Origin of the sequence: Leucobacter sp. G161 (genome assembly GCF_001482305.1) — a bacterium.
GTDB lineage: Bacteria > Actinomycetota > Actinomycetes > Actinomycetales > Microbacteriaceae > Leucobacter.
This window is the reverse complement of sequence record NZ_LOHP01000017.1, coordinates 38184-60581: the sequence shown is the minus strand read 5'-3', so window position 1 is coordinate 60581 and position 22398 is coordinate 38184. Positions and strand designations below refer to the sequence as shown.

Below are 22398 nucleotides of genomic sequence, written 5' to 3'. Positions count from 1 at the left end.
AGACGAACGATATGCCCTAATTACTCATCGAATAAACACGAAATTAGTTGCGCTTCAGTGAAATTGCTTGCCGAATCGCACTTCTTGCTCGTTTTCGATCGCCTGCGGCGTCGTAGACGAGCCCCAAGCGCATGAATGCCTGCCAGCTCCCTGAGTCACTCTCGGCGGCGGCCTTGTAGCGCGGGAACACCGCATCGGCCTGCTCCCTGAGGACGCTCCGATCCGGGATCTCACTCGAGACCAGCTCTTCAGGGTGCAGGCCAGCCTCACCGAGCTCGTCGACCAGCTGGGTGGATCGGAACCCGAACACGATTTCACGCACGAGCGCCCACACTCCGAGCAACGGCAGAATGATGAGCGCAACACCCATCGCGATCGCGATGGGTTCGGTCGAGCTGAGCAGCGCGACTGCGCGCACCCCGGCAAACAGGAAGTACAGCACGAGCAGCAAGCTCATGAAGGCAACCCCGATGATCGCCCTGACGCGCGCGCTCACGCGAGTGTCCCGACGCCCAGCACGCGGTCGAGACCCACGGTGAGGCCACTCGCAGTCCGAAGCGCGTCGAGGCCCGCCCGGATACCCGCAACGTACGCCTCGTTCGAGTACGTGTCGTGATGAATGCTCAGCATCTCCCCCGGCCCGCCAAAGCGCACCTCCTGCAGCGCGACAGTTCCGCTGAGTCGCAGACTGTGTACGGGGATCCCGGCAATGAGCTCGCCGCGCGCCGGCTGCTCTGCGAAGGGCGAGGCGACGGGCGCTGCTCCAGCAGCCTCGCGAGCAGCGGCAACGAGTTCCGCTGTGCGGACGGCTGTGCCCGAGGGCGAGTCGACCTTCGCGGGATGGTGCGTCTCGACCACCTCGATCGAGGAAAAGTAAGGCGCCGCTATCTGGGCAAGGGCGGTGCCGAGCACCGACCCGAGTGAGAAGTTTGGTACGACGATGACTGCGGAACCCGCGACCGAGTCGACAGTCTGCTGGAGGCCGGCAAGCCGATCCGCCGACCAGCCGCTCGTGCCGACGAGGACCCGCTGCCCGCGACGAATCGCGCGCTCAACGATGGCTGGTGACGCGTCCGGCGTGGTCACGTCGACAAGGATGTCGGCGTCAGCGCCATCCTCCGGCTGGCTGCGACTGGTCAGCCTTGCCGCAAGCGTAAAGCCGTCGTATTCCTCGATCACCTCGCATATCAGCGCCCCGAGTCGCCCTGTCGAACCGGCTACCGCCACGCGTATGCTGCTTGCACTCATGTTCCGAGTCTACCGACGCTGTCTGCGGTAGCCTCGAAGGTATGACTGCTGCCCAGCGCCCCAAGGCGACGCTCCGCACTCTCGACGAGATCAAGACGTATCTCGCGGAGTCTCCGCAACCGATCTTCTACCTCAGCCGTAGCGCGACAAACCTCCTTGGGGTTGATCGCGCGGTGGCCGGATTCCGGTACATCACGCTGAGCGATAGCTGGGATGGATCGAACCCCAAGTGCTTTTCCCCGAGCGACGTGCCGCGGCTCGAACCGCGGGGCAACGTGAACGTCGTGAACTGGCTGCTGAAGAACGAGCAGGTGCAGGCACACATCCGCAAGCACACCCCCGCTGGCTACACTCCGCAGATCGCGATCGCGATGTTCGATGCAGAATCCGAGCGGCTCTGCGCCGAACTCGGCTACGAGCTCATCATGCCCTCGCTCAAGCTCCGCCAGCACCTCGATTCAAAGATCGTCACGACGCAGCTCGGCAACGAGGCCGGCACGTTCAGCGTGCCGAACATCCTCACCACGGTGACCGGATGGGACGACCTTCGTGCACAGGCAGAAGCTGAGGGGCTCGGCGAGAACCTCGTCATCCAGCTGCCGTATGGCGACTCGGGCCGCACCACATACTTCGTGTCCTCGCGCGCTGACTTCGACAGGATCGCCAGCGAGATTTCGGGAACCGGATCAGCCGCTCCGACCATCAAGGTGATGCGCTACATCAACCATCAGCCACTGGCAACCGAGGCGATTATCACTAGCGCTGGAACGGTCGTCGGGCCAGTGCTCCGTGAGATCACGGGGCATCCCGAGCTCACGCGCTACAAGGGCGGCTGGGCCGGCAGCGAGATGTACCCCTCGCTCGTCAGCGATGAGACAAGGGCCCTCGTCTCGAGCGTCGTACAGCGCTTCTGTGACCGCCTGGGGCAGGAGGGTTACCGCGGCATTCTTGAGGTCAGCACGCTCCTCGACACGGACACCGGCGAGGTCTACCTCGGCGAACTGAACCCCCGCATCAGCGGATCCTCGTCGCACTCGAACCTGCAAGGACTCTCGACCGCGCCGGGATCACCCGAGACGCATCCAGCGCTTCCGCTGTTCGCGTTCCACGTACTCGAGTACTCGGGGGCGGATTTCACGCTCGACCTCGACGCCATTCATGCGGAGAGCAGCGCGGCAGTCGCTGGCCAGACATGGAGCACACTCGTTATTCAGCACCAGCGCCCCGTCACCGAGCGCACCACGATTGCGCCGCGCACGGGCCGCTATCGGATCGGCGCGGGCGGCTCGCTCGAGTTCCTCTCGCCAGACATCGACTGGCAGGAGATCACCGAACCCGACGAGGCGTTCTGGTTCCGCAGCAGCGGACCCGGCGAGATCGTGTCGACGGGAGTCGATATCGGCATGCTGATTACTCGTCGCCGCTCGCAGGAGGAGCACTACGCGCTCACCGAGGGAACGAAACAGCTCATCCCGTCGATCCTTGGCAAGTACTCGGGCAAGCGGGTACCGACGATCCAGCGGTATTGGCGGGCAGGCCTCCGCCGGCTCCGCGGCGAATAGGCTGGCACCGATGCGGTGAGGGATCCTCACACCTGCGGCGTAGCGGCGAGCCTTCGGGCTCGCCGCTACGCCGCAGCCGGTTACAGGCTCGTCTTCGCAGTGTCCCCGACCGCGACGATCGTGAGCGGCGCTTCAGCGAAGTGGCTCGCCACTGACTTGATCTCGTCTGCGGTGACCGCTGCGAACCGTTCAAGCGAGGTATCGAGATCGTAGAGCTCCCCCGCGCCCAGCTCAGCGCGCGCCAGCCGGCCCATGCGGGTCTCGGTGTCTTCGAGCGCGAGCGCGGATGAACCTGCGATCTGGCCGAGCGAGCGCTCGAATTCCTCCTCGGTGATGCCCTCGGCAGCGATTCTCGCCAGCTCCTGGCGGCTGAGGTCGATGACCTGTGCGGTCTTCTCAGGGGCGCTGCCGGCATAAATACCGAACAGACCAGCGTCAGAGTAGCTGGCCCCAAATGAGTACGTCGTGTAGGCGAGGCCGCGCTTCTCGCGGATCTCCTGGAAGAGACGGCTCGACATCCCTCCCCCGAGCACCGAGTTCATCATCCCGAAGGCAAAGCGGCGGGGATCCCCTGCCACAAAGCCAGGAGCACCCATGAGTAGATTGATCTGTTCGCTCGGGCGCTCGACCTTTACGGTCTTCGCCTCGCCCGCAAACGCCGTCTGTGCCGCCTGGGGCGCCCGCTCGCGCCGCACCGGGGTCCGGGCCTCGTCGGTGTGCCAACGCGCTTCGTGCGACGCGTTGAGCGCTGCGAGCACGAGCTCGACGAGCCGGTCGTGATCCACCGCTCCCGCGGCGGTCACGACGAGCGTGGAGGGATCGTACCGGGCGCGGTAGTGATGATCCACGGCGTCACGGTTCGCAGCGCGGATCGCCTCTGGCGTGCCACCGATCGGTCGCCCGAGGGGATGCCCGCTGAGCACCTCCTCGAAGAACCGCTCGCTCGCGACATCGCCGAGGTCGTCAGCTGCCATCGCGAGCTCTTCAAGGATGACGCCACGCTCGGTCTCGAATTCTGCGGGATCGAGCACCGAGTTTGTGACCATGTCCGCGAGCGATCCCACTGCTTGCTCGAAGTCCGCGTCGCGCACCTTCGCGTAATAGCAGGTGTATTCCTTTGCGGTGAGCGCGTTGTGTTCTGCGCCGATCCGGTCGAATGCGGTCGCGATCTCGTAGGCGTCGTTGGACGGTGTTCCCTTGAATAACAGGTGCTCGAGGAAGTGGGTCGAGCCCAGGCTCCCGGGCTCATCAGCGCGCTCCGCTTGCTCATCGCGGGAGCCGACGCCAACCCAGAATCCCACCGTGGCGGATCGGGCTGCCGGCATGTGCTCAGTGAGGATCCGAAGCCCACTCGGGTGGATCGTTCGACGGATGGTCCCGCCACCTAGCTCAACGGAGAGTTCAGGCAGATCGAGAGGAAACAGAATGGGTTCGCGCATCCCTCCAGACTAGCCCGCCCGCCAGAGAATGCACGTCTATGGCTGCACGTCCGAGCGTTGACACAGCGTGCCGCAGCTAGCGGGCACCGTCCGGTTCGCTGTCCGCGTCACCGGCCCGCTTCGCGGCGTCCACGAGCCGCAGCATCGACTGGTGGATTCCCGTGAGCTCCTCGACGCTCATCCCGAGACGTCGCGCCATCTCCCCCGGCACTGCAATCGCCCGGTCGCGGAGCGCCTCACCAGCTTCGGTGAGCGTAATCTCCAGGCGTCGTTCGTCGCTCGCGCTCCGAACGCGGGCCACGAATCCTTCCCGCTCGAGCCGCTTCACGAGCGGCGACAGCGTTGAAGGCTCCTGACTCAGTAATTGAGCGAGCTCGTTGAGCGAGAGCTGATGGTGTTCCCACAGCGCAAGCATCACCAGGTATTGGGGGTGGGTGATGCCGAGCGGGTCGAGTACGGGCTTGTATGCACCAATCACGCTTCGGGACGCGACAGAGAGCGCAAAACACACTTGGCGTTCGAGTAGCAGCGGATCCACGTCATTCACCCCTTCATTCTCGCGCATTTTCCTAGCTTCACCTATACTTACTTTGTACGTGATCCATTCGTGCCCTAAACATTAGCGAGGTAAGTTATGTCTCTCGGCGAATCAACCACCGAGACTGCAACCCCCGAGCGGCTCTTTGAGCCGAGCCCGACGCCACGCATGGCCGCTTCGGAGATCGCGCTCATCATCCTCGCGATGGTGCTCGTCTTCGGCGGTTTCTACATGATGGCGCTCGCGTTCAGCGTGCCCGACTGGGCATTCTGGCTCTTCGGCGGCGGCATCATTGTCGACGCAATCGGCTTCTGGGTTGCCTTCGGTCTGATCCCCAGCCGCGACAAGTAGACCGCCTCCCCGCGACCTACACAGCAGCTCAGATACCAGAAAGCGCCCGCCGCTCCCCTTTCGGGAAGCGACGGGCGCTTTCTCTTGGATGATTACTCTGCGTCAGCCTCGGCCGGAGTCTCAGCTGCAGCTTCCTCAAGCACGGGCTCGAGCGAGAGCTTGCCGCGGTCATCGGTCTTCGTGATCTTCACGAGGATCTTCTGACCAACCGAGAGCACCTCGTCAACCGAATCGATGCGCTTGCCGCCGACGAGCTTGCGCACCTCGGAGATGTGCAGCAGGCCGTCCTTGCCGGGCAGCAGCGAGATGAAGGCACCGAATGCGGCGTTCTTCACGACAGTACCGAGGTACTGCTCGCCGACCTCGGGGTTCTGCGGGTTCGCGATCGCGTTGACCTGCAGGCGGGCAGCCTCGGCCGACGGGCCGTCAACCGCACCGATGTAGACGGTGCCGTCGTCATCGATGGAGATGTCGGCGCCGGTCTCGTCCTGGATACCGTTGATCGTCTTGCCCTTGGGCCCGATGAGCTCACCGATCTTGTCAACCGGGATCTGCACGCTGATGACGCGGGGCGCGGTCGGCGCCATCTCGTCGGGCGTGTCGATTGCCTGATCCATGACGTCGAGGATCGCGGTGCGAGCCTCCTTCGCCTGCGCGAGTGCGCCAACGAGAACGTCGGTGGGGATGCCGCCGAGCTTGGTGTCGAGCTGCAGCGCGGTGATGAAGTCCGAGGTACCTGCGACCTTGAAGTCCATGTCGCCGAGTGCGTCCTCAGCACCGAGAATGTCGGTGAGGGTCGCGTACTGCGTCTCGCCGTTCACGGTGTCGGAGACGAGGCCCATTGCGATGCCTGCGACGGCTGCGCGGAGCGGCACGCCCGCGTTGAGCAGCGACAGCGTCGAAGCGCAGACCGAGCCCATCGAGGTCGAACCGTTCGAGCTGAGTGCCTCCGAGACCTGGCGGATCGCGTAGGGGAACTCATCACGAGCAGGGAGCACCGGCACGAGGGCGCGTTCGGCGAGGAAGCCGTGCCCGATCTCGCGACGCTTCGGGCTGCCAACACGGCCGGTCTCACCGGTCGAGTAGGGCGGGAAGTTGTAGTGGTGCATGTAGCGCTTGCTGGTCACGGGTGACAGCGAGTCGATCTGCTGCTCCATCTTCAGCATGTTCAGCGTGGTGACACCCATGATCTGGGTCTCGCCGCGCTGGAAGATCGCCGAGCCGTGCACGCGCGGGATGACCTGCACCTCTGCGTCGAGCGCACGGATGTCGCGGAGACCGCGGCCATCGATACGGGCGCCCTCGGTGAGGATCCGGCCGCGGACGACCTTCTTGGTGACGGCCTTGTACGCGCCGGAAACCTGGCCATCGGCCTCAGCCGGCAGCTCGCCTGCTGCGACCTTCGCGGCAACAGCTTCCTTGACGCTCGCCTTGAGGGCGTCGTCTGCGTTCTGGCGCTCGACCTTGTCGGCGATCTGGTAGATCTTTGCGAGCTCGGTCTCGGCGAGTGCCTCAACTGCTGCGTAGACCTCGTCGGCGAACGGCAGGAATACGGGGTACTCCTGCACCTCCTTGGCCGACTGCTTCGCGAGCTCTTCCTGAGCCTTCACGAGCTGCTTCAGGAACGGCTTCGCAGCGTCGAGACCCTGCGCAACAATTGCCTCGTCGGGGCGCGTAGCGCCAGCCTTGATGAGGTTCCACGAATCCTCGGTAGCCTCAGCCTCCACCATCATGATGGCGACGTCCTCGGTTCCGTCAGACTTCGTCACGACGCGGCCGGCGACCATGAGGTCGAAGACTGCGTCCTTCAGCTGCTCAACGGTCGGGAACGCAACCCACTGATCGCCGATGAGTGCGAGGCGCACGCCACCGATCGGACCGGAGAACGGCAGGCCCGAGATCTGAGTCGACATCGATGCCGCGTTGATCGCGAGCGCATCGTAGAACTCACCCGGTGCGATCGACAGCACGGTCACGACGATCTGCACCTCGTTGCGGAGGCCGTCGACGAACGACGGGCGCAGCGGGCGGTCGATGAGACGGCAGACGAGGATTGCCTCGGTCGAGGGGCGGCCCTCACGGCGGAAGAACGAGCCGGGGATCTTGCCGGCTGCGTACGAACGCTCTTCAACGTCAACGGTGAGCGGGAAGAAGTCGAAGTGATCCTTCGGCTGCTTCGATGCGCTCGTGGCCGAGAGGAGCATCGTCTCCTCATCGAGGTACGCAGCAACGGCACCCTGTGCCTGCTGCGCGAGGCGGCCAGCCTCAAAACGAATGGTGCGCTTACCGAACTTGCCGTTGTCGAGTACGGCCTCGGCGAACTTGATTTCAGGACCCTCCACGGGAACTCCTTACATACGTGAGCGCGCGGGGGCAGTCCGGAAGCGCTATCGCGCTGGCGCAGTGCGGCCCGGAGCTGATGTTCAGTAGACGATCACCCTGGCTTGCGAAGTTCAGAGGGATCCACCACCGAAGACCAGCCCACCCACCGACGGGCTCGGTTCATCTTTGATGCGGGCAAAACGCCCACAGGATCAGGATAGCATCGGCCCCCGAGAAACGCGCGGGAGACGGGTGAACGTCTCTCGCGTGTCTGTCGGGGGCCGATGCGGGAACTCAGCGGTGCTGCGGGTTAGACCTCAACCGCGATCGCGTGAATCGACTCTGCGCCGATGGATTCAGCGAGTGTCTCGACGAGCGACTCAGGCAGCGGCGAATCGATGGTGAGCACCGACAGCGCCATCCCACGCTTCTCGTCACGCGCAATCTGCATGCTCGCGATGTTGATGCCAGCATCGCCGAGCAGCCCACCGAACGCCGCGACAATGCCGGGGCGGTCCGTGTAGCTCAGCACGAGAAGGTGCTCGGTGAGGGGCAGCTCGACGTCGTAGCCGTTCACCTCAATGAGCTTCTCGATCTGCTTGGGGCCGGTGAGGGTGCCCGACACCGAGAGCTGGGTGCCGTCGGTGAGCGAGCCACGCAGCGTGATGATGTTTCGGAAGCTCTCAGCGACAGCGTCGGCGGAGAACCGCACCTCGACGTTACGCTGCTCAGCGAGGAGCGGTGCGTTCACATACGAGACAGGCTCGCTGACGATCTTCGAGAAGATGCCCTTGAGTGCAGCAAGCCGCAACGCCTCGACCCGGTGCTCGGCAAGGTCGCCATGCACCTCGATATCGATGGAGGCAAGTGGCCCGTTTGCGAGCCCCGCAAACACCTGACCGAGCTTTTCGGTGAGCGGGAGGCCGGGACGAACGTACTCGTCGATTCCCGCCCCTGCGACGTTGACAGCGTCGGGCACGAGGTCACCCGCGAGGGCAAGCCGCACCGACTTCGCAACTGCAACGCCAGCCTTCTCCTGCGCCTCGGCAGTCGAAGCGCCAAGGTGCGGGGTGACGTTCACGTTCGGCAGCCCCGTGAGCGAGTTATCGGCGGGTGGTTCCTGCACAAAGACGTCGAGCGCGGCTCCGGCGATTTCTCCGGCGGTGAGCGCCTCAGCGAGGGCGGCTTCGTCGATGAGGCCGCCACGGGCGACGTTCACGACGTACGAGGTCGGCTTCATCGCCTTGAGCTGCTCGGCTCCGATCATGCCAAGCGTCTCAGGCGTACGAGGCATGTGGATCGTGAGGAAGTCGGCGCGCTCGATGAGCTCGTCGAGGGTCACGAGCTGCACACCCAGCTGCTGGGCCCGCGGGGCGGTCACGTAGGGATCGAACGCGATGAGATCAACACCAAAGGGGCGCAGCCGCTCGGCGACGAGCGCACCAATGCGACCGAGGCCGATGATGCCGATGGTCTTCTCGTACAGCTCGGTGCCGGTGTAGGAGGAGCGCTTCCACTCCCCCGCCGAGAGCGAACCGTGCGCGCGAGGCAGGTGGCGCGCGAGGCCAAGAATGTGGGCGACAGTCAGCTCCGCGGCGCTGATGATGTTCGAGGTGGGCGCATTGACGACCATCACGCCGGCCTGGGTGGCCGCCTTGATGTCGACGTTGTCGAGTCCGACGCCGGCACGGGCGATCACCTTCAGCTTTGGCGACCAGGCGATCGCCTCGCTGTCGAGCTGCGTGGCCGATCGCACGAGCACAGCGTCGGCGGTTTCAAGCGCCGATCGGAGCGCTGCGCGGTCGGTGCCGTCGACGTTACGAACGTCGAAATCTGGCCCGAGTGCGGCGATAGTGGCGGACGAAAGTTCTTCGGCGATCAGCACGACCGGCTTTGTCACGAGTGGTTCCTTCGACGTAGAGAAGCATCACAGTTGCTGCGCACGGGGCGCAGATCCCCAGTCTAACTGCCATGAGAACCTTCTCTTTGCACACGGCAGCATACGAGAGGTTTCGAAGTGATCTCGTTACGAAATGAGATGCATAATCTCAAGCTGCACGGCCGCGCTCACGCAGAGCCCAGTGGCGAGCAGGAGCACACGCACCCACGCGCTCTTGCCGCGAGCAACGAAGAGCGACGTCAACAACGCGATGACGGGCACGGCGATCGCGAGGCCCAACAGCGTCCAGGGCAACGGCCCGAGTGCCTCACCAAGGAAAGCGGACATTCCCATCAGATTGCCGATCCCTGCGGCAACCGCGTACGCATACAGTGCGAGAATCGCGACGCCCGCGATCCACGCGGAAATAAGTTTGGCGTTCACAGTGCTGCTCCGCTCAGAAAGACCATGGGCAGGGGGAACGTCACGATGAGACCCAGCACGAGCGCGCACACCAGTCGACGGGTGCGATTTCGGGTGAGTGCCAGGGCAGAGAGGAACCAGAAGATCGGTGCGAGCGGCGCGATCCAGAACACGATCTGCTGCAGCATGCCGCCGATCGATCCCCTGCCGGCAAAAACCGCCGCGTTGACGTCTGCGTAGTACTGCGCCCAGCTCATCCAGACCCAGGCGTAGAGCAGGAACAGCCCGCCCGAGAGCCCCAGGAGCACGACGGTGAGGCTGCTCATCTGTGCGGGGCGCCCGGTGTCCGCATCGGCACCGGCGGCATCGGTCGTGTCGTCTACCACTTCGATGACGGGTTCCGGGGCCACCGGTTCAACGATCTTTGGGTTCGCCTCAACGGTCCACCCGCTCTGCAGGGCGCTCTCGCGCTCCTCGCCACTTCCGGTTCGCATGTTCACAATGTTATCGAGATTCATGCAGCCACTTCTGGGAAGTGGGTCGACCCCGGGCTACACTTAGTGCGTCTTCATAGCAATCCCTACAGAGGAATATAGAACCGTGGTTGATTCCAGTAAGAACCAGGCTGATCGCTCAGCCGCTGCTCCAGACGCCGCTTCGAACGGGGCCTCCTGGACGCCGACGGCAGCAGCGAAGTCAAAGGCGACCCAGTTCCGCTGGATCGCGCTCGCCCTGTGGGTCCTGGCGATCGCGCTCGAGGCGGTCGCCATTTTCTGGCTGCTCCGCCAGCGCGAATTCGTCGGCGAAGACGGCGTCCTCGTTCGCAACCAGGAGACGGGCCTGCTCGTACCGCAGGACGCGACCGCAGTGTTCCCGCAGTGGGCGTTCGTGACGCTCATCATCGGACTCGTCGTCATCGCTGCGCTCGCCATCACCGGCTCGTTCCTCTGGAAGAAGGCGAACCGCCTCGACCCGGCCAAGCAGGCAGACAAGTTCCGCTTCTTCGTGCAGAACCAGCTCGGCGCGATCATCGCGATCATCGCGTTCCTCCCGCTGATCCTCCTGATCTTCACGAACAAGGACATGGACGGCAAGCAGAAGGGCATCGCCGGCGCCATCGGCATCGTGCTCGCGCTCGCCGCAGCTGCCCTCGGCGCAGACTTCAACCCGGCGTCAGTCGAGAAGTACAACGCTGACCAGTCGACCGTGATCCAGCTGCTCGGCGCCGACGAGGTTGTCTGGGTCGCTGGCGGCAGCGTCTATCACGTCTGCGAAAAGGTCTCGGACATTCAGACCGGCAGCGAAAAGTTCACCGGCACCACCGCTGAAGCGATCGAAGCAGACAAGACCCGCCTGACGCTGAAGTTCGCAAGCGAGCTCAGGGCATGTGGTCTGAACGTGCCCGAGAACGCTGACGCGATCGAGGCGGCGCTCAAGCAGATCCAGGGCGGCGCGACCGACGTTACGCTCCCGGCACCTGAGTGGGCGAACCCGGGTGATGCTCCCATCGAGATTGCTGACGCACCGGCCACGGCTTAGCTTCAGCCACCACCCGTTTCTTCACTCCTCGTAGGATGGGCTGGTGACCACGCACCGCTTCGACCTCGCCACCATTGGCGCTGGGCTTCCCGTGTCGGGCGCCGGTGCCGAGCTCGAACGCGCCATCCGCACCGGTGCGGTCGTGGTGACGGCTCCCCCCGGGTCGGGCAAGACGACATTTGTGCCAGCCTTGGTTGCCAACGTGCTCGCAGAACGCGACGACGCCGGCGGCGGATCACCGCAGCAGACCCTGGTCTCCCAACCACGCAGAGTCGCGGTGCGCGCGGCGGCCAGGAGACTCGCGCAGCTCGACGGTAGCGCGCTCGGCGGTCCCGTCGGGTTCACCGTGCGCGGTGAGCGCGTCGTCGGCAGGGACACCCGCGTTGAGGTGCTCACGCCCGGGGTACTGCTGCGCAGGCTGCTGGGCGACCCCGGACTTGATGGCGTGGGCGCGGTCGTACTTGACGAGGTGCACGAGCGGTCAGTCGACGGAGATGTGCTCCTCGGTCTCCTTGCTGAGGTCCGGGAACTGCGCCCTGATCTCGTGGTCATCGCCATGTCTGCCACGCTCGATGCCGCAGCGACAGCCGAACTGCTTGGCGGGGTCGTCGTCAACATCCCGGCTGCGCTCCACCCGCTCGAGGTCAGCTACGCGGCGCCGGCCATCGCGCGGCTCGACGATCGCGGTGTCACGCGCGGGTTTCTCGCGCACGTAGCCTCGGTGGCCGCTGCTGAGCAGCACCGCGCCGGAGTCGACGCCCTCGTGTTTCTTCCCGGAGCCAGGGAGGTCGATGAGGTTGTGCGGCTCACGCGCGAGATCATTTCCCGCGGCGCTGATTCGGGTAGCACCGAGGTGCTGCCGCTTCACGGCAGGCTTCCCGCGCGCGAACAGGATCGTGCCGTTTCCGGCCGCGGTCCGGGGGAACCAGCGCGCATCATTGTCAGCACTTCACTCGCCGAGAGCTCGCTCACGGTGCCGGGAGTGCGGCTCGTCATCGATGCCGGCCTGTCTCGCGAAGTACGACGCGACCGAGCACGGGACATGACGGGGCTCGTCACGGTGAGCGCAGCTCGGGCGAGCGCTGAGCAGCGAGCGGGTCGTGCGGCACGCGAGGGCGCCGGCCGGGCCGTGCGCGCCTACTCGGAGACTGACTTTGCGCGAATGCCACCGGCTGTCACGCCCGAGATCCTCTCGGCCGACCTGACCGATACTGCGCTCCTGCTCGCCGCGTGGGGCACCCCGGGCGCGGTCGGCCTGAGATTGCCCACCGCTCCCCCGGCATCGGCTATCGCCCAGGCGGCCGAGACCCTCGCGACGCTCGAACTCACGGACGCCGCTGGCAGGCCGACCGCACTCGGCAATCGCGTTGCTCGGCTCCCAGTCGGGGTGCGAGAGGCGCGAGCCCTGCTCGCCGGCGCGGATGAGCTGGGCGACGCCCTCCCAGCAGCAGAGGTCGTCGCCGCATTCAGCGGAGACTTTCGCGCTCCCGACGCTGACCTCGCACGGCTGCTGCGTGAGCTTCGCACGGGGCGCGCCCCGGGAGCTGATCGCTGGCGCCGGGATGTGAAGCGTCTCGCTCGTCTCGCAGGCAGCGACGCCGGCGGGCGCCCGACGGACAGTGCCCCATCGGACCGTGCGCTCTCAGCGGGTCGGATCGTGGCCCTCGCTCGACCCGAGTGGCTCGCGCGCCGCACCGGCGAGCATTCCCGCAGCTACCTGCTGGCGAGCGGCACCAGGGCGGCGCTGCCTGAGGGCAGTCCCCTCCTCAGCGCTGAATGGCTCGCGGTCCGCGAGGTGCAGCGCGCTGACGGGCGGGCCGCCGACGGCACCGGCGCGGTTGTTCGACTCGCCGCGGCCATCAGCGAATCCGATGCGCTGCGGATCGGGGCTGCTCTCCTCGTGAGCGAGCGCACCGCAACGGTGACGGACGGACGCGTGCGGGTGCGCGAGGCCGAACGCCTCGGCGCCATCGAGCTGAAGTCCAGCCCGGTGCAGCCGCTACCCGAGGATACCGGCCCGGCCTACGCCGCTCACCTGCGTTCGGTCGGCATCGAAGCACTGCGTTGGAGCGAGGGCGCGGCGACGCTGCGCAACCGGCTCTCGCTGATCCACCGCGAGCTCGGTGCACCGTGGCCTGCCGTTGACGATCCTGCGCTGCTCTCATCGATCGAGAACTGGCTCGGTAGCGACCTCGAGCGTCTTCGGCCGGGTGCCCCACTGCACCAGCTAGACCTCGCTAGCGCACTGCGTCGGCTACTCCCCTGGCCTGAGGCGAGCAGGCTCGATGCGCTCGCGCCGGAACGGTTGGCTGTGCCATCGGGCTCGCACGTGAGCATCGATTACCGCGCCGTCACTGGCGCCGAGGGCCGCCCTGTCGTTGCCGTGAAACTCCAGGAGATCTTCGGCCTGTCAGAGACGCCGCGCCTTGTCGAGGGCCGCGTCCCGGTCCTGTTCCATCTGCTCTCCCCCGCGCGCAAGCCGCTCGCGGTAACCGACGACCTTGCATCGTTCTGGAACGGGCCGTATCAGGATGTCAGACGCGAGATGCGCGGCCGATATCCCAAGCATCCGTGGCCCGAAGACCCATGGACCGCCGAAGCAACCGCGCGCACGAAGCGCGCGAGCACGCCAAGGCTCTAGGGAAGCTGGCCAGGGCGGTCGAGGCCCATCGGGAGCTGCGCGTCATCAGGGTCGCCGCCCTCGAGAATGTCGATCAGCAGCTTCGCGCACTGTGCACCGAGCGTGATCGGATCGAGATTCAGGTAGACGAGGCGCGGGTCCACGGTTGCTGAGTGCGCCTCACCAGCAACCGATATCGCGAGCGTTTCCGGCACCGGAATGCCGCGCTCTGCTGCCGCTGTCGTAATCGCGCTGGCATACGATTCGTTGATGCAGTAGACGGCATCAAACTCGCCTCGTACGCCGGAGAGCAGCTCCCTCGCGCCCTCGATGGGTGTCTGCCCAGGGGCGATGATAAAGACAAGCGGCTCGATGCCCTCTGTCGCGCACCATGCGAGATATACGCGCTGTGATTCGAGCGTGTATTCGTCGATCACAGAGCCGCGAAAGAATGCTGGGCGCGAGGCCCCAACGTCTTGAAGTGCTTCGAGGGCAGCCGGCACGCCGTGGTCGAGGTCGTAGCGCACTGACCGGAGTCTCGGTGATTCAACGCTGCTCGAGTGCCCGCCAGCCGACACCACAGCCATGCCATCGTCAATCGCAGATTTGATGAGTGGGTCGTCTGGGCCGGGATCAACCACGATGATTCCGTCGGGGCGAATTGGGCCCCCCAAATCACCCGATGGTTTCACCGGCATCGCAGTAATCGAGTACCCGAATTCCAGTGCTTCCATTGCGGCTCCGGCAATGATTCCGCGGTAGTAGGGCAGGTACGTGAGTTCCCAGATCGGGGTTCCGCTGTGTCCAACGACGACACCAATGATGTATGCACGGCCCGAGCGAAACACCTTACTCATCGACCCTGGTCGATACCCGAGCTGCGTGCCGATCTCCAGGACGCGTCGGCGTGTCGCCTGGGCAACTTCTCCCTTTCCGTTGAACACGAGGGAGACCGTTGCGGGAGACACTCCCGCAGCATCAGCGACCTGCCGAATTGTGACTTTTCGCCTCTCGGCCATGCCTAACCTCTTCTGCTGTGCGCCGTCGGACTCGGATCACGATCGGCAAGGATTTCGCCCCAAAGTTGACAATTGCTGCGATCCAGTCTCATACTAACAACGATCACCTAAACCGGTTTAGGTTTTGCCAGCTAAGGCCCAGAGGTCACAGTTGTCCCGCCGACGCAAAGCACAGCCAAGCCGTTGTTGATCCGTGTGCCCCGCACGCGCTGTACTCACACACCAATGAAGATGGAGGTCGCGTTGCCGACTGACGTGAACACCGCCAAACGGCCCGTACGCATTCTTGCGTCGTATGTCATGGACGCCGACAACGTGTCCGAAAACCACTCAGACGAGTTGCACAGCCTCGCTTCCCTCGCTGGTCGCGCAATCGTCGCGGCCGCCGCGGACGTACAGGTAGTCTTCGTCGACTCTTCGAACCCGGATTCGAGCGTCGATCGTTCGCTCACCAAAGTCGACGGCGTACTCATGCTCGGCGGGATGGACGTCGACCCTCGCCGCTACACCGATGATGCGGCCGAGATCGCGAAGGCAGAGGCGTCGAGCCCGGTGGCCGATGCGTTCGAAATCGACCTCATTCGCACTGCGTCCGACCGCGGGCTTCCCGTGCTGGGGATTTGCCGAGGCGCACAAATCATGAACGTCGCTTTCGGCGGAACCCTTATCACCGACCTCGGCAAGGGCACGATTCACACGATCGCGGGAGCCACCGACTTCTGCGATCACCCGGTGCTCATCCAGGCCAGCAGCCGGCTCGGCAGCATCTACCCAGCAGAGACCGTCGACGTGCGATCCGCGCATCATCAAGCCGTTGACCAGATCGCGCCGGGGCTTCGCGTCACCGCTGCCGCGCCCGACGGAATCATCGAGGCCGTCGAGGCAGCTGACGACCGTTGGCTCGTCGGCGTGCAGTGGCACCCCGAGGATGAAGGCGGCAACCGCGAACACCTAGATCTTCTTGCGCAAGCTCTCATCGCTGAGGCCCGCAAGATCCATGAGAACCGACTCAATGGTTGAGTCGCCCGTTACGAAGGAGAAGAACATGACCCCCACACGCACCCTGGTAGCAGTCTCTGCAGCAGCCCTGCTCGGCCTTGGCCTCGCATCCTGTTCAGCTGAGGCACCCACCTCCGGCGACGGCGAATCCGCAACCGGTAGCTTCGGACAGTGCGAGCTGACCGGCACGGCCGGCAGTATCGAACTCGACACGCTCACCGCAGACACGCTCACCGTCGCGACGGTTCTCCCGAGCAACGGCTGGTGGAACGGCACGAGCCCCGAGACCATCGACAGCGGCTTCGAGTACTGCATGACCGCGAACATCGCGCACCGCGCAGGCCTCTCCACGCTCAAGCTACAGAACCAGTCCTGGGACCAGCTGATCTCGGCGAGCAACACCACCTACGACCTGGGTATGGCCGCAATCACCATCACTGACGAACGAAAGGAAGTCTTCGACTTCTCCGAGCCGTACTTCGAGTCGAACCTGGGCGTCGCAATCCGCGAGGGGGACGATGTCACTGAAGCAAATATCCGCGACAAGAAGGTCGGCGTCCTCCAGGGCAACATGGGCGCGCAGTACACCACCGAGACCCTGAAGCCCGCCGGCGGCGTGCAGCAGTTCCAGGCAGAGGTCGAGATGTTCACTGCCCTGCGCGCGGGTCAGATCGATGCTGTCATCACCGACACCACGCTCGCGCTCTCGAACACCGCTGCCTCAGGCGGTGAACTCGTGGTCACCGGTCAGTTCTCGGTCGACCAGAGCTACGGCGTCATCACGGAGAAGGGCGGCAAGAACTCTGCCGCGGTCAGCGCCGCCATTGCTGACATGCGCGAAGACGGTACGCTCGATGCGCTCTCGGCTGAATGGCTGACACCGCTCTTCGGCGCGGACCCCAACCAGATCCCCGTCTGGAAGTAGCTCCGAACCGTGTCTTCACAACCTCTCAATACAACGACCCTGGAAACCATGCCGGGGCTGCGGCTCAGCCCGCCGCCCCGGTCGCGGGGGCTCGCCACAATCGCTGTGGCGCTCAGCGTTGCCGTGCTCGTCGGCGTAGGCGTGCTCGCGGCAACGGGCCTCACCGCAGCTGAGCCAGGCACCACCGCCCGCACCGTCGGGTGGATCTTCGTGACCGCAGGGCTCGCCCTCACCGCGATTCCCGTATTCATTGCCATCAAAGGCTTCCGTGAGTCGCTGCGCTCAGCAAAGCTCGTGCGCGAGGATGCAGTACTCAGGGCGCGCAGCAACGCAAGCAAGTCGCGAGAGCTGTCACTCACAGCCCTCGGTCTCCTCGTCGCAGTTGCCGTGCTTACCGGGTTCATCCTGTTACTCGTGAGCAATGACGCAAGTGTCCAGCAGACGTTCTTGCGCTGGGACATCCTCGCGAGCACCTCCTGGATGGTTACCAAGGCATTTGGCCTGAACATCTTCATTGCAATCGTGGCCGAGATCATCGTCTTGATCTTCGGGCTCGCGCTTGCGATCGCCAGGATGCTTCCCGGCCGTGCGGGTGCGCCGATCCGCTGGCTCGCGATCTTGTACATCGATGTGATGCGGGCGGTCCCCGCGATCATCGTGATCTACCTCATTGGGTTCGGGCTTCCACTCGCGGGGATTCCGATTCTCAAGGACCTCTCCCCGACCTGGTTCGCAATCATCGCGCTCGCGCTCACCTACAGCGCATACGTCGCGGAGACGTACCGTGCCGGTATCGAGTCCATCCATGCCTCGCAGTTCTCGGCCTCCCGCTCACTCGGGTTCTCCTTCGCGCAGACGATGCGCCTGGTGGTGCTCCCCCAGGCCGTGCGCAACGTCATTCCGCCGCTGCTCACGATGTTCATCGGGCTGCAGAAAGACACCGCGCTCGTAAACGTGATCGGTGCGATGGACGCGTTCAACCAGGCAAAGTACGTCTCGGCGACGCAGTACAACCTGTCGGCCGTAACGATCGTGGCGATCCTCTTCGTCATCGTGACCATCCCGCAGACGCGACTCGTCGACTGGTGGCTCGAACGCGGTAAGAAGATGCGAGGGGGTTCCTAATGAGCTTTATCCAGTTCGACAACGTCCACAAGCGGTATGGCGACAACGAGGTACTCAAGGGCATCAACTTTGAGGCCGAGAAGCACGAGGTTGTCTGTCTCATCGGGGCCTCTGGCTCAGGAAAGTCAACGCTGCTGCGCTGCGTGAACGCCCTCGAGGACATTCAGGAGGGGAAGATCATCGTTGACGGCGATGTGGTGTCCGGCCCCGGCATCGACGCTGACCGGCTCCGCCGCCGGGTCGGCATGGTGTTTCAGTCGTTCAACCTCTTCCCGCACATGACGGTGGCCGAGAACATCGCCCTCGCCCCAATGAAACTCCTCGGGGTCAAGAAGAGCGATGCGCTTGCTGAGGCCCGTGAACTCCTCACGCGCGTGAACCTCGATCACCGCGCTGACTACTACCCAGATCAGCTCTCGGGAGGTCAGCAGCAGCGCGTCGCCATCGTGCGCGCGATGGCGATGAAGACCGAGGTGTTGCTCCTTGACGAGATCACGTCTGCCCTCGATCCCGAGCTCGTCTCCGAAGTGCTGAACATTGTGCGTGCGCTCGCAGAGGACGGGCTCACCATGCTGCTCGCCACGCATGAGATGACGTTCGCGCGTGAGGTTGCCGACAAGGTCGTCTTCCTCGAACAGGGCAGAATTCTTGAGGAGGGTCCCCCCTCCCAGATTTTCGAGAACCCCAAGGAGGAGCGCACCCAGGCGTTCCTCAAGCAGGTACTCGAGGCTGGCCGCCTGTAGAGCGGGCAGCACGCCATCTCGCAACGGGAGGGGGTGCATCTGGATTGCTCCAGATGCACCCCCTCCCGTTTGGGCGTTTCGTCCGCTCCGGTGCCTGCCATGGGCGCCATGCGCCGCTGCTCTCACTCTGGTCAGTGGCGCGAACGACGAGAGGCCCCCGGGACATCCCGGGGGCCTCTCGTGTGACGATCAGACGTGGTTAGCGCGCGGCGCTACCGTCGACGTAGTCCGAATCGGTCTGCTGCCATGCGAACAGCTTGCGGAGCTCGACGCCGGTCTTCTCGATCGGGTGCTGCTCCTCCTTCTCGCGGAGAGCAGTGAACTCGGGAGCGCCCGCGTCCTGGTCCTCTATGAAGCGCTTCGCAAAGGTGCCGTCCTGGATATCCGAGAGGACAGCCTGCATCCGCTGCTTGACGCCCGCATCGATGACGCGGGGGCCCGAGACGTAGTCGCCGTACTCAGCAGTGTCAGAGATCGACCAGCGCTGCTTGGCGATGCCACCCTCGAACATGAGATCGACGATGAGCTTGAGCTCGTGGAGCACCTCGAAGTACGCGATCTCGGGCTGGTAGCCAGCCTCGGTGAGCGTCTCGAAACCGGCCTGCACGAGGTGGCTCATGCCACCGCAGAGCACTGCCTGCTCGCCGAAGAGATCGGTCTCGGTCTCCTCGGTGAAGGTCGTCTTGATGACACCAGCGCGGGTGCCACCGATTGCCTTCGCGTACGACTTCGCGGTCTCCCACGCGGTACCCGACGCGTCAACCTCGACGGCGATGATGTCGGGGATGCCGCGGCCGGCCTCAAACTCGCGGCGCACGGTGTGGCCGGGAGCCTTCGGAGCGACGAGGATCACGTCGACGCCAGCGGGCGCCTCAATGTAGCCGTAGCGGATGTTGAAGCCGTGAGCGAAAGCAAGCGTCTTGCCCTCGGTCATGTGCTGTGCAACGTGGTCGTTGTAGATGCCACGCTGGTGCTGGTCCGGCGCGAGGAGCATGATGACGTCGGCCCACTCGGCTGCGTCAGCAACGTTCTTCACGGCGAAGCCGGCCTCTTCGGCCTTCTGGATCGACTTGGATCCGTCCTTCAGCGCAATGACGACCTCGACGCCCGAGTCGCGAAGGTTCATCGCGTGCGCGTGACCCTGCGATCCATAACCGACGACGGCAACCTTCTTGCCCTGAATGATCGACAGATCCGCATCGCTGTCGTAGTACATTTCAGCCACTGGGCGTTCTCCTTTGTTGAGTGGTTTATCAAACTATTGTGTCCGCGAGGCGCTCAGGCACCCTGCCCAAGCCGCGGGGTTACACCTTGAATACGCGTTCAGAAATCGACTTCGATCCGCGGCCCATCGCGATGAGACCGGACTGTGCGATTTCTTTGATCCCGTAAGGCTCGAGCACGCGCAAGAACGCTTCGATCTTGCCTGAATCTCCCGTGACCTCAATCGTGAGGGCTTCAGGGACCACGTCGACGACGCGGGCCCGGAACAGGCTCACGGCTTCGAGGACGTGCGAACGCGTCTGATTGTCGGCGCGTACCTTGATGAGCACGTGTTCGCGCTGCACCGAGTTGCTGGTATCGAGTTCGACGATTTTGATGACGTTCACGAGCTTGTTCAGCTGCTTGGTCACCTGTTCGAGGAGCACCTCGTCTTCGTCAACGACGACGGTGATCCGCGAAAGACCTTCCATTTCCGTCGGGCCGACCGCGAGCGATTCGATGTTGAAGCCGCGTCGAGAGAAGAGCCCTGAAACGCGAGACAACAGGCCCGGCTTGTCCTCGACGAGGAGGCTGAGTACGTGACGAGCCATGATTACTCTTCCTCCCACTCGGGGGCTTGCTCAAGGACATACTGGATGTCACTATTCGATGTTCCCTGGCGCACCATCGGCCACACCATGGCGTCTGCACTCACTACGAAGTCGATGACCACTGGGCGATCGTTCGTCTCGAGTGCGAGCTTGATGGCATCGTCGACTTGGTCCTCAGTCTCCACGCGGATCGAGAGGCAGCCGTACGCGTCTCCGAGCTTCACGAAGTCGGGGATGCGCTGCGAGCCGTGACCGGTGTTCAACTCGGTGTTTGAGTAGCGGCCGTTGTAGATGAGGGTCTGCCACTGCCGCACCATGCCGAGCGAGGAGTTGTTGATCACGGCGACCTTGATGGGAATATTGTTCACCACGCAGGTCGCAAGCTCCTGATTGGTCATCTGGAAGCAACCATCACCGTCGATCGCCCAGACGGCACGCTCAGGCTCCGCAACCTTTGCTCCCATCGCTGCGGGAACCGCGTACCCCATGGTGCCGGCACCGCCGGAGTTCAGCCACGAGTTCGGGCGCTCGTACTTAATGAACTGTGCAGCCCACATCTGGTGCTGACCAACGCCAGCAGCGTAGATGCCCTCGGGGCCGGTGAGCTCACCGATGCGCTGAATCACAAACTGTGGAGACAGCAGCCCATCGGTGGTTTCGGAGTAGCCGAGCGGGAACTTTGCCTGCAGTTCGCGCAGGTGCGTCCACCAGACGCTGGTGTCAGCGAACTCACGGCTGAGCTTCGCAGTCGAGACGGCGGCAATGAGATCGGAGATGACCTCTGCTGCGTCGCCAACGATCGGCACGTCCGCTGCCCGGATCTTGCCGATTTCGGCCGGATCAATATCAGCGTGGATGACCTTGGCTTCGGGAGCGAACTGCACGGCGCGACCGGTCACACGGTCGTCGAACCGTGCGCCCAGCGTGATGAGCAGATCTGATTCCTGCAGCGCAAGCACGGCGGGAACCGTGCCATGCATGCCGGGCATGCCGAGGTGCTGTGGGTGCGAGTCGGGGAACACACCTCGGGCCATGAGCGTCGTCACCACGGGGGCGCCGACAAGCTCGGCGAGCTGCAACAGCTCCTCCGAAGCCTTCGCGCGACCCACGCCGCCGCCGACATAGAAGACGGGGCGTTCGGCCTCAGCGATGAGCTCTGCGGCGGCCTGGATCTGCTTGCTGTTCGCCTTGGTAATCGGACGGTAGCCCGGCAGGTCGACGCGCGGATCCCACACGAAGTCGAGCTCGCCCTCCTGCGCATCCTTCGTAATGTCGACGAGCACGGGGCCCGGACGACCAGTCGATGCGAGGTGATACGCGGCTGCAATCGCGCCCGGAACCTCGGCGGCGGTCTTCACGAGGAACGAGTGCTTGGTGATCGGCATCGTGATCCCCATGATGTCCGCCTCCTGGAAGGCGTCCGTTCCCATGAGATGCGAGAACACCTGGCCGGTGATCGCGAGAAGCGGCACCGAGTCCATGTATGCGTCAGCGATCGCAGTGACGAGGTTGGTAGCCCCGGGGCCGGAGGTCGCGATGGCGACCCCGACCTTCCCGGTCGCCGCCGCGTAGCCCTCGGCCGCGTGCCCGGCGCCCTGTTCGTGACGTACGAGTACGTGCCGCAGGTCGTGATCGCCCATGAGCGTGTCGTACAGGGGAAGCACGGCGCCGCCCGGGAGCCCGAAGACATCGGAGACCCCAAGCGCGTCAAGGCTGCGAACCACAGCCATCGCGCCGGTCATGCGTTCGCCGCGGACGCGCGGGTCAGCTGATTGACGTGGAATAGCGTTCGACTCCAAGGTCATGTTTTGCTTTCTTACGGTTATGGATGAATCGCGGATCACGGGCGGAT

Annotated in this window: 20 protein-coding genes; 8 read left to right on the top strand and 12 right to left on the bottom strand. The window is 64.3% G+C overall.

Annotated features, from left to right (window positions below):
- Positions 1 to 43: 43 nt before the first annotated feature.
- A complete protein-coding gene (locus AUL38_RS01825) occupies positions 44 to 496 on the bottom strand; it encodes a hypothetical protein (protein ID WP_235590557.1) in 453 nt (150 codons plus the stop codon).
- A complete protein-coding gene (dapB, locus tag AUL38_RS01820; protein WP_059058733.1) occupies positions 493 to 1248 on the bottom strand; it encodes a 4-hydroxy-tetrahydrodipicolinate reductase in 756 nt (251 codons plus the stop codon). Before dapB ends, AUL38_RS01825 begins: the two co-directional genes overlap by 4 nt.
- 41 nt (positions 1249 to 1289) lie before the next feature.
- Between dapB and AUL38_RS01815 the strand changes: the two genes are divergently transcribed.
- Positions 1290 to 2810 (top strand): hypothetical protein, encoded by a 1521-nt coding sequence (locus tag AUL38_RS01815; RefSeq protein WP_059058731.1) that lies wholly within the window; start codon positions 1290 to 1292, stop codon positions 2808 to 2810.
- 80 nt (positions 2811 to 2890) lie between these two features.
- Here AUL38_RS01815 and AUL38_RS01810 read toward each other — a convergent pair whose 3' ends face one another.
- Both AUL38_RS01810 and AUL38_RS01805 read right to left on the bottom strand, forming a co-directional pair.
- On the bottom strand, positions 2891 to 4249 hold the full coding sequence (locus AUL38_RS01810; protein ID WP_059058729.1) for a pitrilysin family protein: 1359 nt from the start codon (positions 4247 to 4249) through the stop codon (positions 2891 to 2893).
- Between the two features lie 76 nt (positions 4250 to 4325).
- Positions 4326 to 4814 (bottom strand): MarR family winged helix-turn-helix transcriptional regulator, encoded by a 489-nt coding sequence (locus tag AUL38_RS01805; protein WP_059058727.1) that lies wholly within the window; start codon positions 4812 to 4814, stop codon positions 4326 to 4328.
- A 69-nt stretch (positions 4815 to 4883) separates the two neighbouring features.
- Between AUL38_RS01805 and AUL38_RS01800 the strand changes: the two genes are divergently transcribed.
- Complete coding sequence (locus AUL38_RS01800; RefSeq protein ID WP_059058724.1) at positions 4884 to 5138, top strand: hypothetical protein; 255 nt, start codon at positions 4884 to 4886, stop codon at positions 5136 to 5138.
- A gap of 92 nt (positions 5139 to 5230) precedes the next feature.
- Here the strand turns inward: AUL38_RS01800 and AUL38_RS01795 are convergent, their stop codons facing one another.
- From AUL38_RS01795 to AUL38_RS01780, 4 genes are all read right to left on the bottom strand, one after another.
- Positions 5231 to 7480 (bottom strand): polyribonucleotide nucleotidyltransferase, encoded by a 2250-nt coding sequence (locus AUL38_RS01795; protein ID WP_059058722.1) that lies wholly within the window; start codon positions 7478 to 7480, stop codon positions 5231 to 5233.
- 290 nt (positions 7481 to 7770) lie between these two features.
- Entirely contained in the window at positions 7771 to 9360 is a 1590-nt protein-coding gene (serA, locus tag AUL38_RS01790; protein WP_059058720.1) for a phosphoglycerate dehydrogenase, read from the bottom strand.
- A 126-nt stretch (positions 9361 to 9486) separates the two neighbouring features.
- Positions 9487 to 9783 carry a hypothetical protein gene (locus AUL38_RS01785; protein WP_059058719.1) on the bottom strand — a complete coding sequence of 99 codons (297 nt, stop codon included), beginning with the start codon at positions 9781 to 9783 and terminating at the stop codon, positions 9487 to 9489.
- Positions 9780 to 10280, bottom strand: a complete 501-nt coding sequence (locus tag AUL38_RS01780; protein ID WP_235590556.1) for a hypothetical protein — start codon at positions 10278 to 10280, stop codon at positions 9780 to 9782. Before AUL38_RS01780 ends, AUL38_RS01785 begins: the two co-directional genes overlap by 4 nt.
- A gap of 82 nt (positions 10281 to 10362) precedes the next feature.
- Between AUL38_RS01780 and AUL38_RS01775 the strand changes: the two genes are divergently transcribed.
- Both AUL38_RS01775 and hrpB read left to right on the top strand, forming a co-directional pair.
- Entirely contained in the window at positions 10363 to 11301 is a 939-nt protein-coding gene (locus tag AUL38_RS01775; RefSeq protein ID WP_059058717.1) for a hypothetical protein, read from the top strand.
- A 43-nt stretch (positions 11302 to 11344) separates the two neighbouring features.
- Positions 11345 to 13942 carry an ATP-dependent helicase HrpB gene (hrpB, locus tag AUL38_RS01770; RefSeq protein WP_059058715.1) on the top strand — a complete coding sequence of 866 codons (2598 nt, stop codon included), beginning with the start codon at positions 11345 to 11347 and terminating at the stop codon, positions 13940 to 13942.
- Here the strand turns inward: hrpB and AUL38_RS01765 are convergent.
- Positions 13939 to 14940 carry a LacI family DNA-binding transcriptional regulator gene (locus AUL38_RS01765; protein ID WP_059058713.1) on the bottom strand — a complete coding sequence of 334 codons (1002 nt, stop codon included), beginning with the start codon at positions 14938 to 14940 and terminating at the stop codon, positions 13939 to 13941. The two genes, hrpB and AUL38_RS01765, sit on opposite strands and share 4 nt — an antisense overlap.
- Positions 14941 to 15165: 225 nt before the next feature.
- On the opposite strand from AUL38_RS01765, the gene AUL38_RS01760 reads away from it, so the two are divergent.
- Genes AUL38_RS01760 through AUL38_RS01745 form a run of 4 tightly spaced genes read left to right on the top strand, consistent with a single transcriptional unit; the run spans position 15166 to position 18732 of the window.
- The gene (locus tag AUL38_RS01760; RefSeq protein WP_083506513.1) at positions 15166 to 15960 is read left to right on the top strand and encodes a gamma-glutamyl-gamma-aminobutyrate hydrolase family protein; all 795 of its coding nucleotides are present in this window, start codon (positions 15166 to 15168) and stop codon (positions 15958 to 15960) included.
- Between the two features lie 25 nt (positions 15961 to 15985).
- A complete protein-coding gene (locus tag AUL38_RS01755) occupies positions 15986 to 16864 on the top strand; it encodes an ABC transporter substrate-binding protein (RefSeq protein ID WP_161937388.1) in 879 nt (292 codons plus the stop codon).
- A gap of 9 nt (positions 16865 to 16873) precedes the next feature.
- Positions 16874 to 17989, top strand: a complete 1116-nt coding sequence (locus AUL38_RS01750) for an amino acid ABC transporter permease (RefSeq protein WP_201023659.1) — start codon at positions 16874 to 16876, stop codon at positions 17987 to 17989.
- On the top strand, positions 17989 to 18732 hold the full coding sequence (locus tag AUL38_RS01745) for an amino acid ABC transporter ATP-binding protein (RefSeq protein ID WP_059058703.1): 744 nt from the start codon (positions 17989 to 17991) through the stop codon (positions 18730 to 18732). Before AUL38_RS01750 ends, AUL38_RS01745 begins: the two co-directional genes overlap by 1 nt.
- Positions 18733 to 18931: 199 nt before the next feature.
- Here AUL38_RS01745 and ilvC read toward each other — a convergent pair whose 3' ends face one another.
- The 3 genes from ilvC to AUL38_RS01730 all read right to left on the bottom strand — a co-directional run bounded on the left by ilvC (position 18932) and on the right by AUL38_RS01730 (position 22351).
- A complete protein-coding gene (gene ilvC, locus AUL38_RS01740) occupies positions 18932 to 19957 on the bottom strand; it encodes a ketol-acid reductoisomerase (protein WP_059058701.1) in 1026 nt (341 codons plus the stop codon).
- A gap of 79 nt (positions 19958 to 20036) precedes the next feature.
- Positions 20037 to 20546, bottom strand: coding sequence for an acetolactate synthase small subunit (ilvN, locus tag AUL38_RS01735; protein WP_059058699.1), 510 nt, complete (start codon positions 20544 to 20546; stop codon positions 20037 to 20039).
- 2 nt (positions 20547 to 20548) lie between these two features.
- Positions 20549 to 22351 (bottom strand): acetolactate synthase large subunit, encoded by a 1803-nt coding sequence (locus AUL38_RS01730; RefSeq protein WP_059058697.1) that lies wholly within the window; start codon positions 22349 to 22351, stop codon positions 20549 to 20551.
- Positions 22352 to 22398 lie beyond the last annotated feature (47 nt).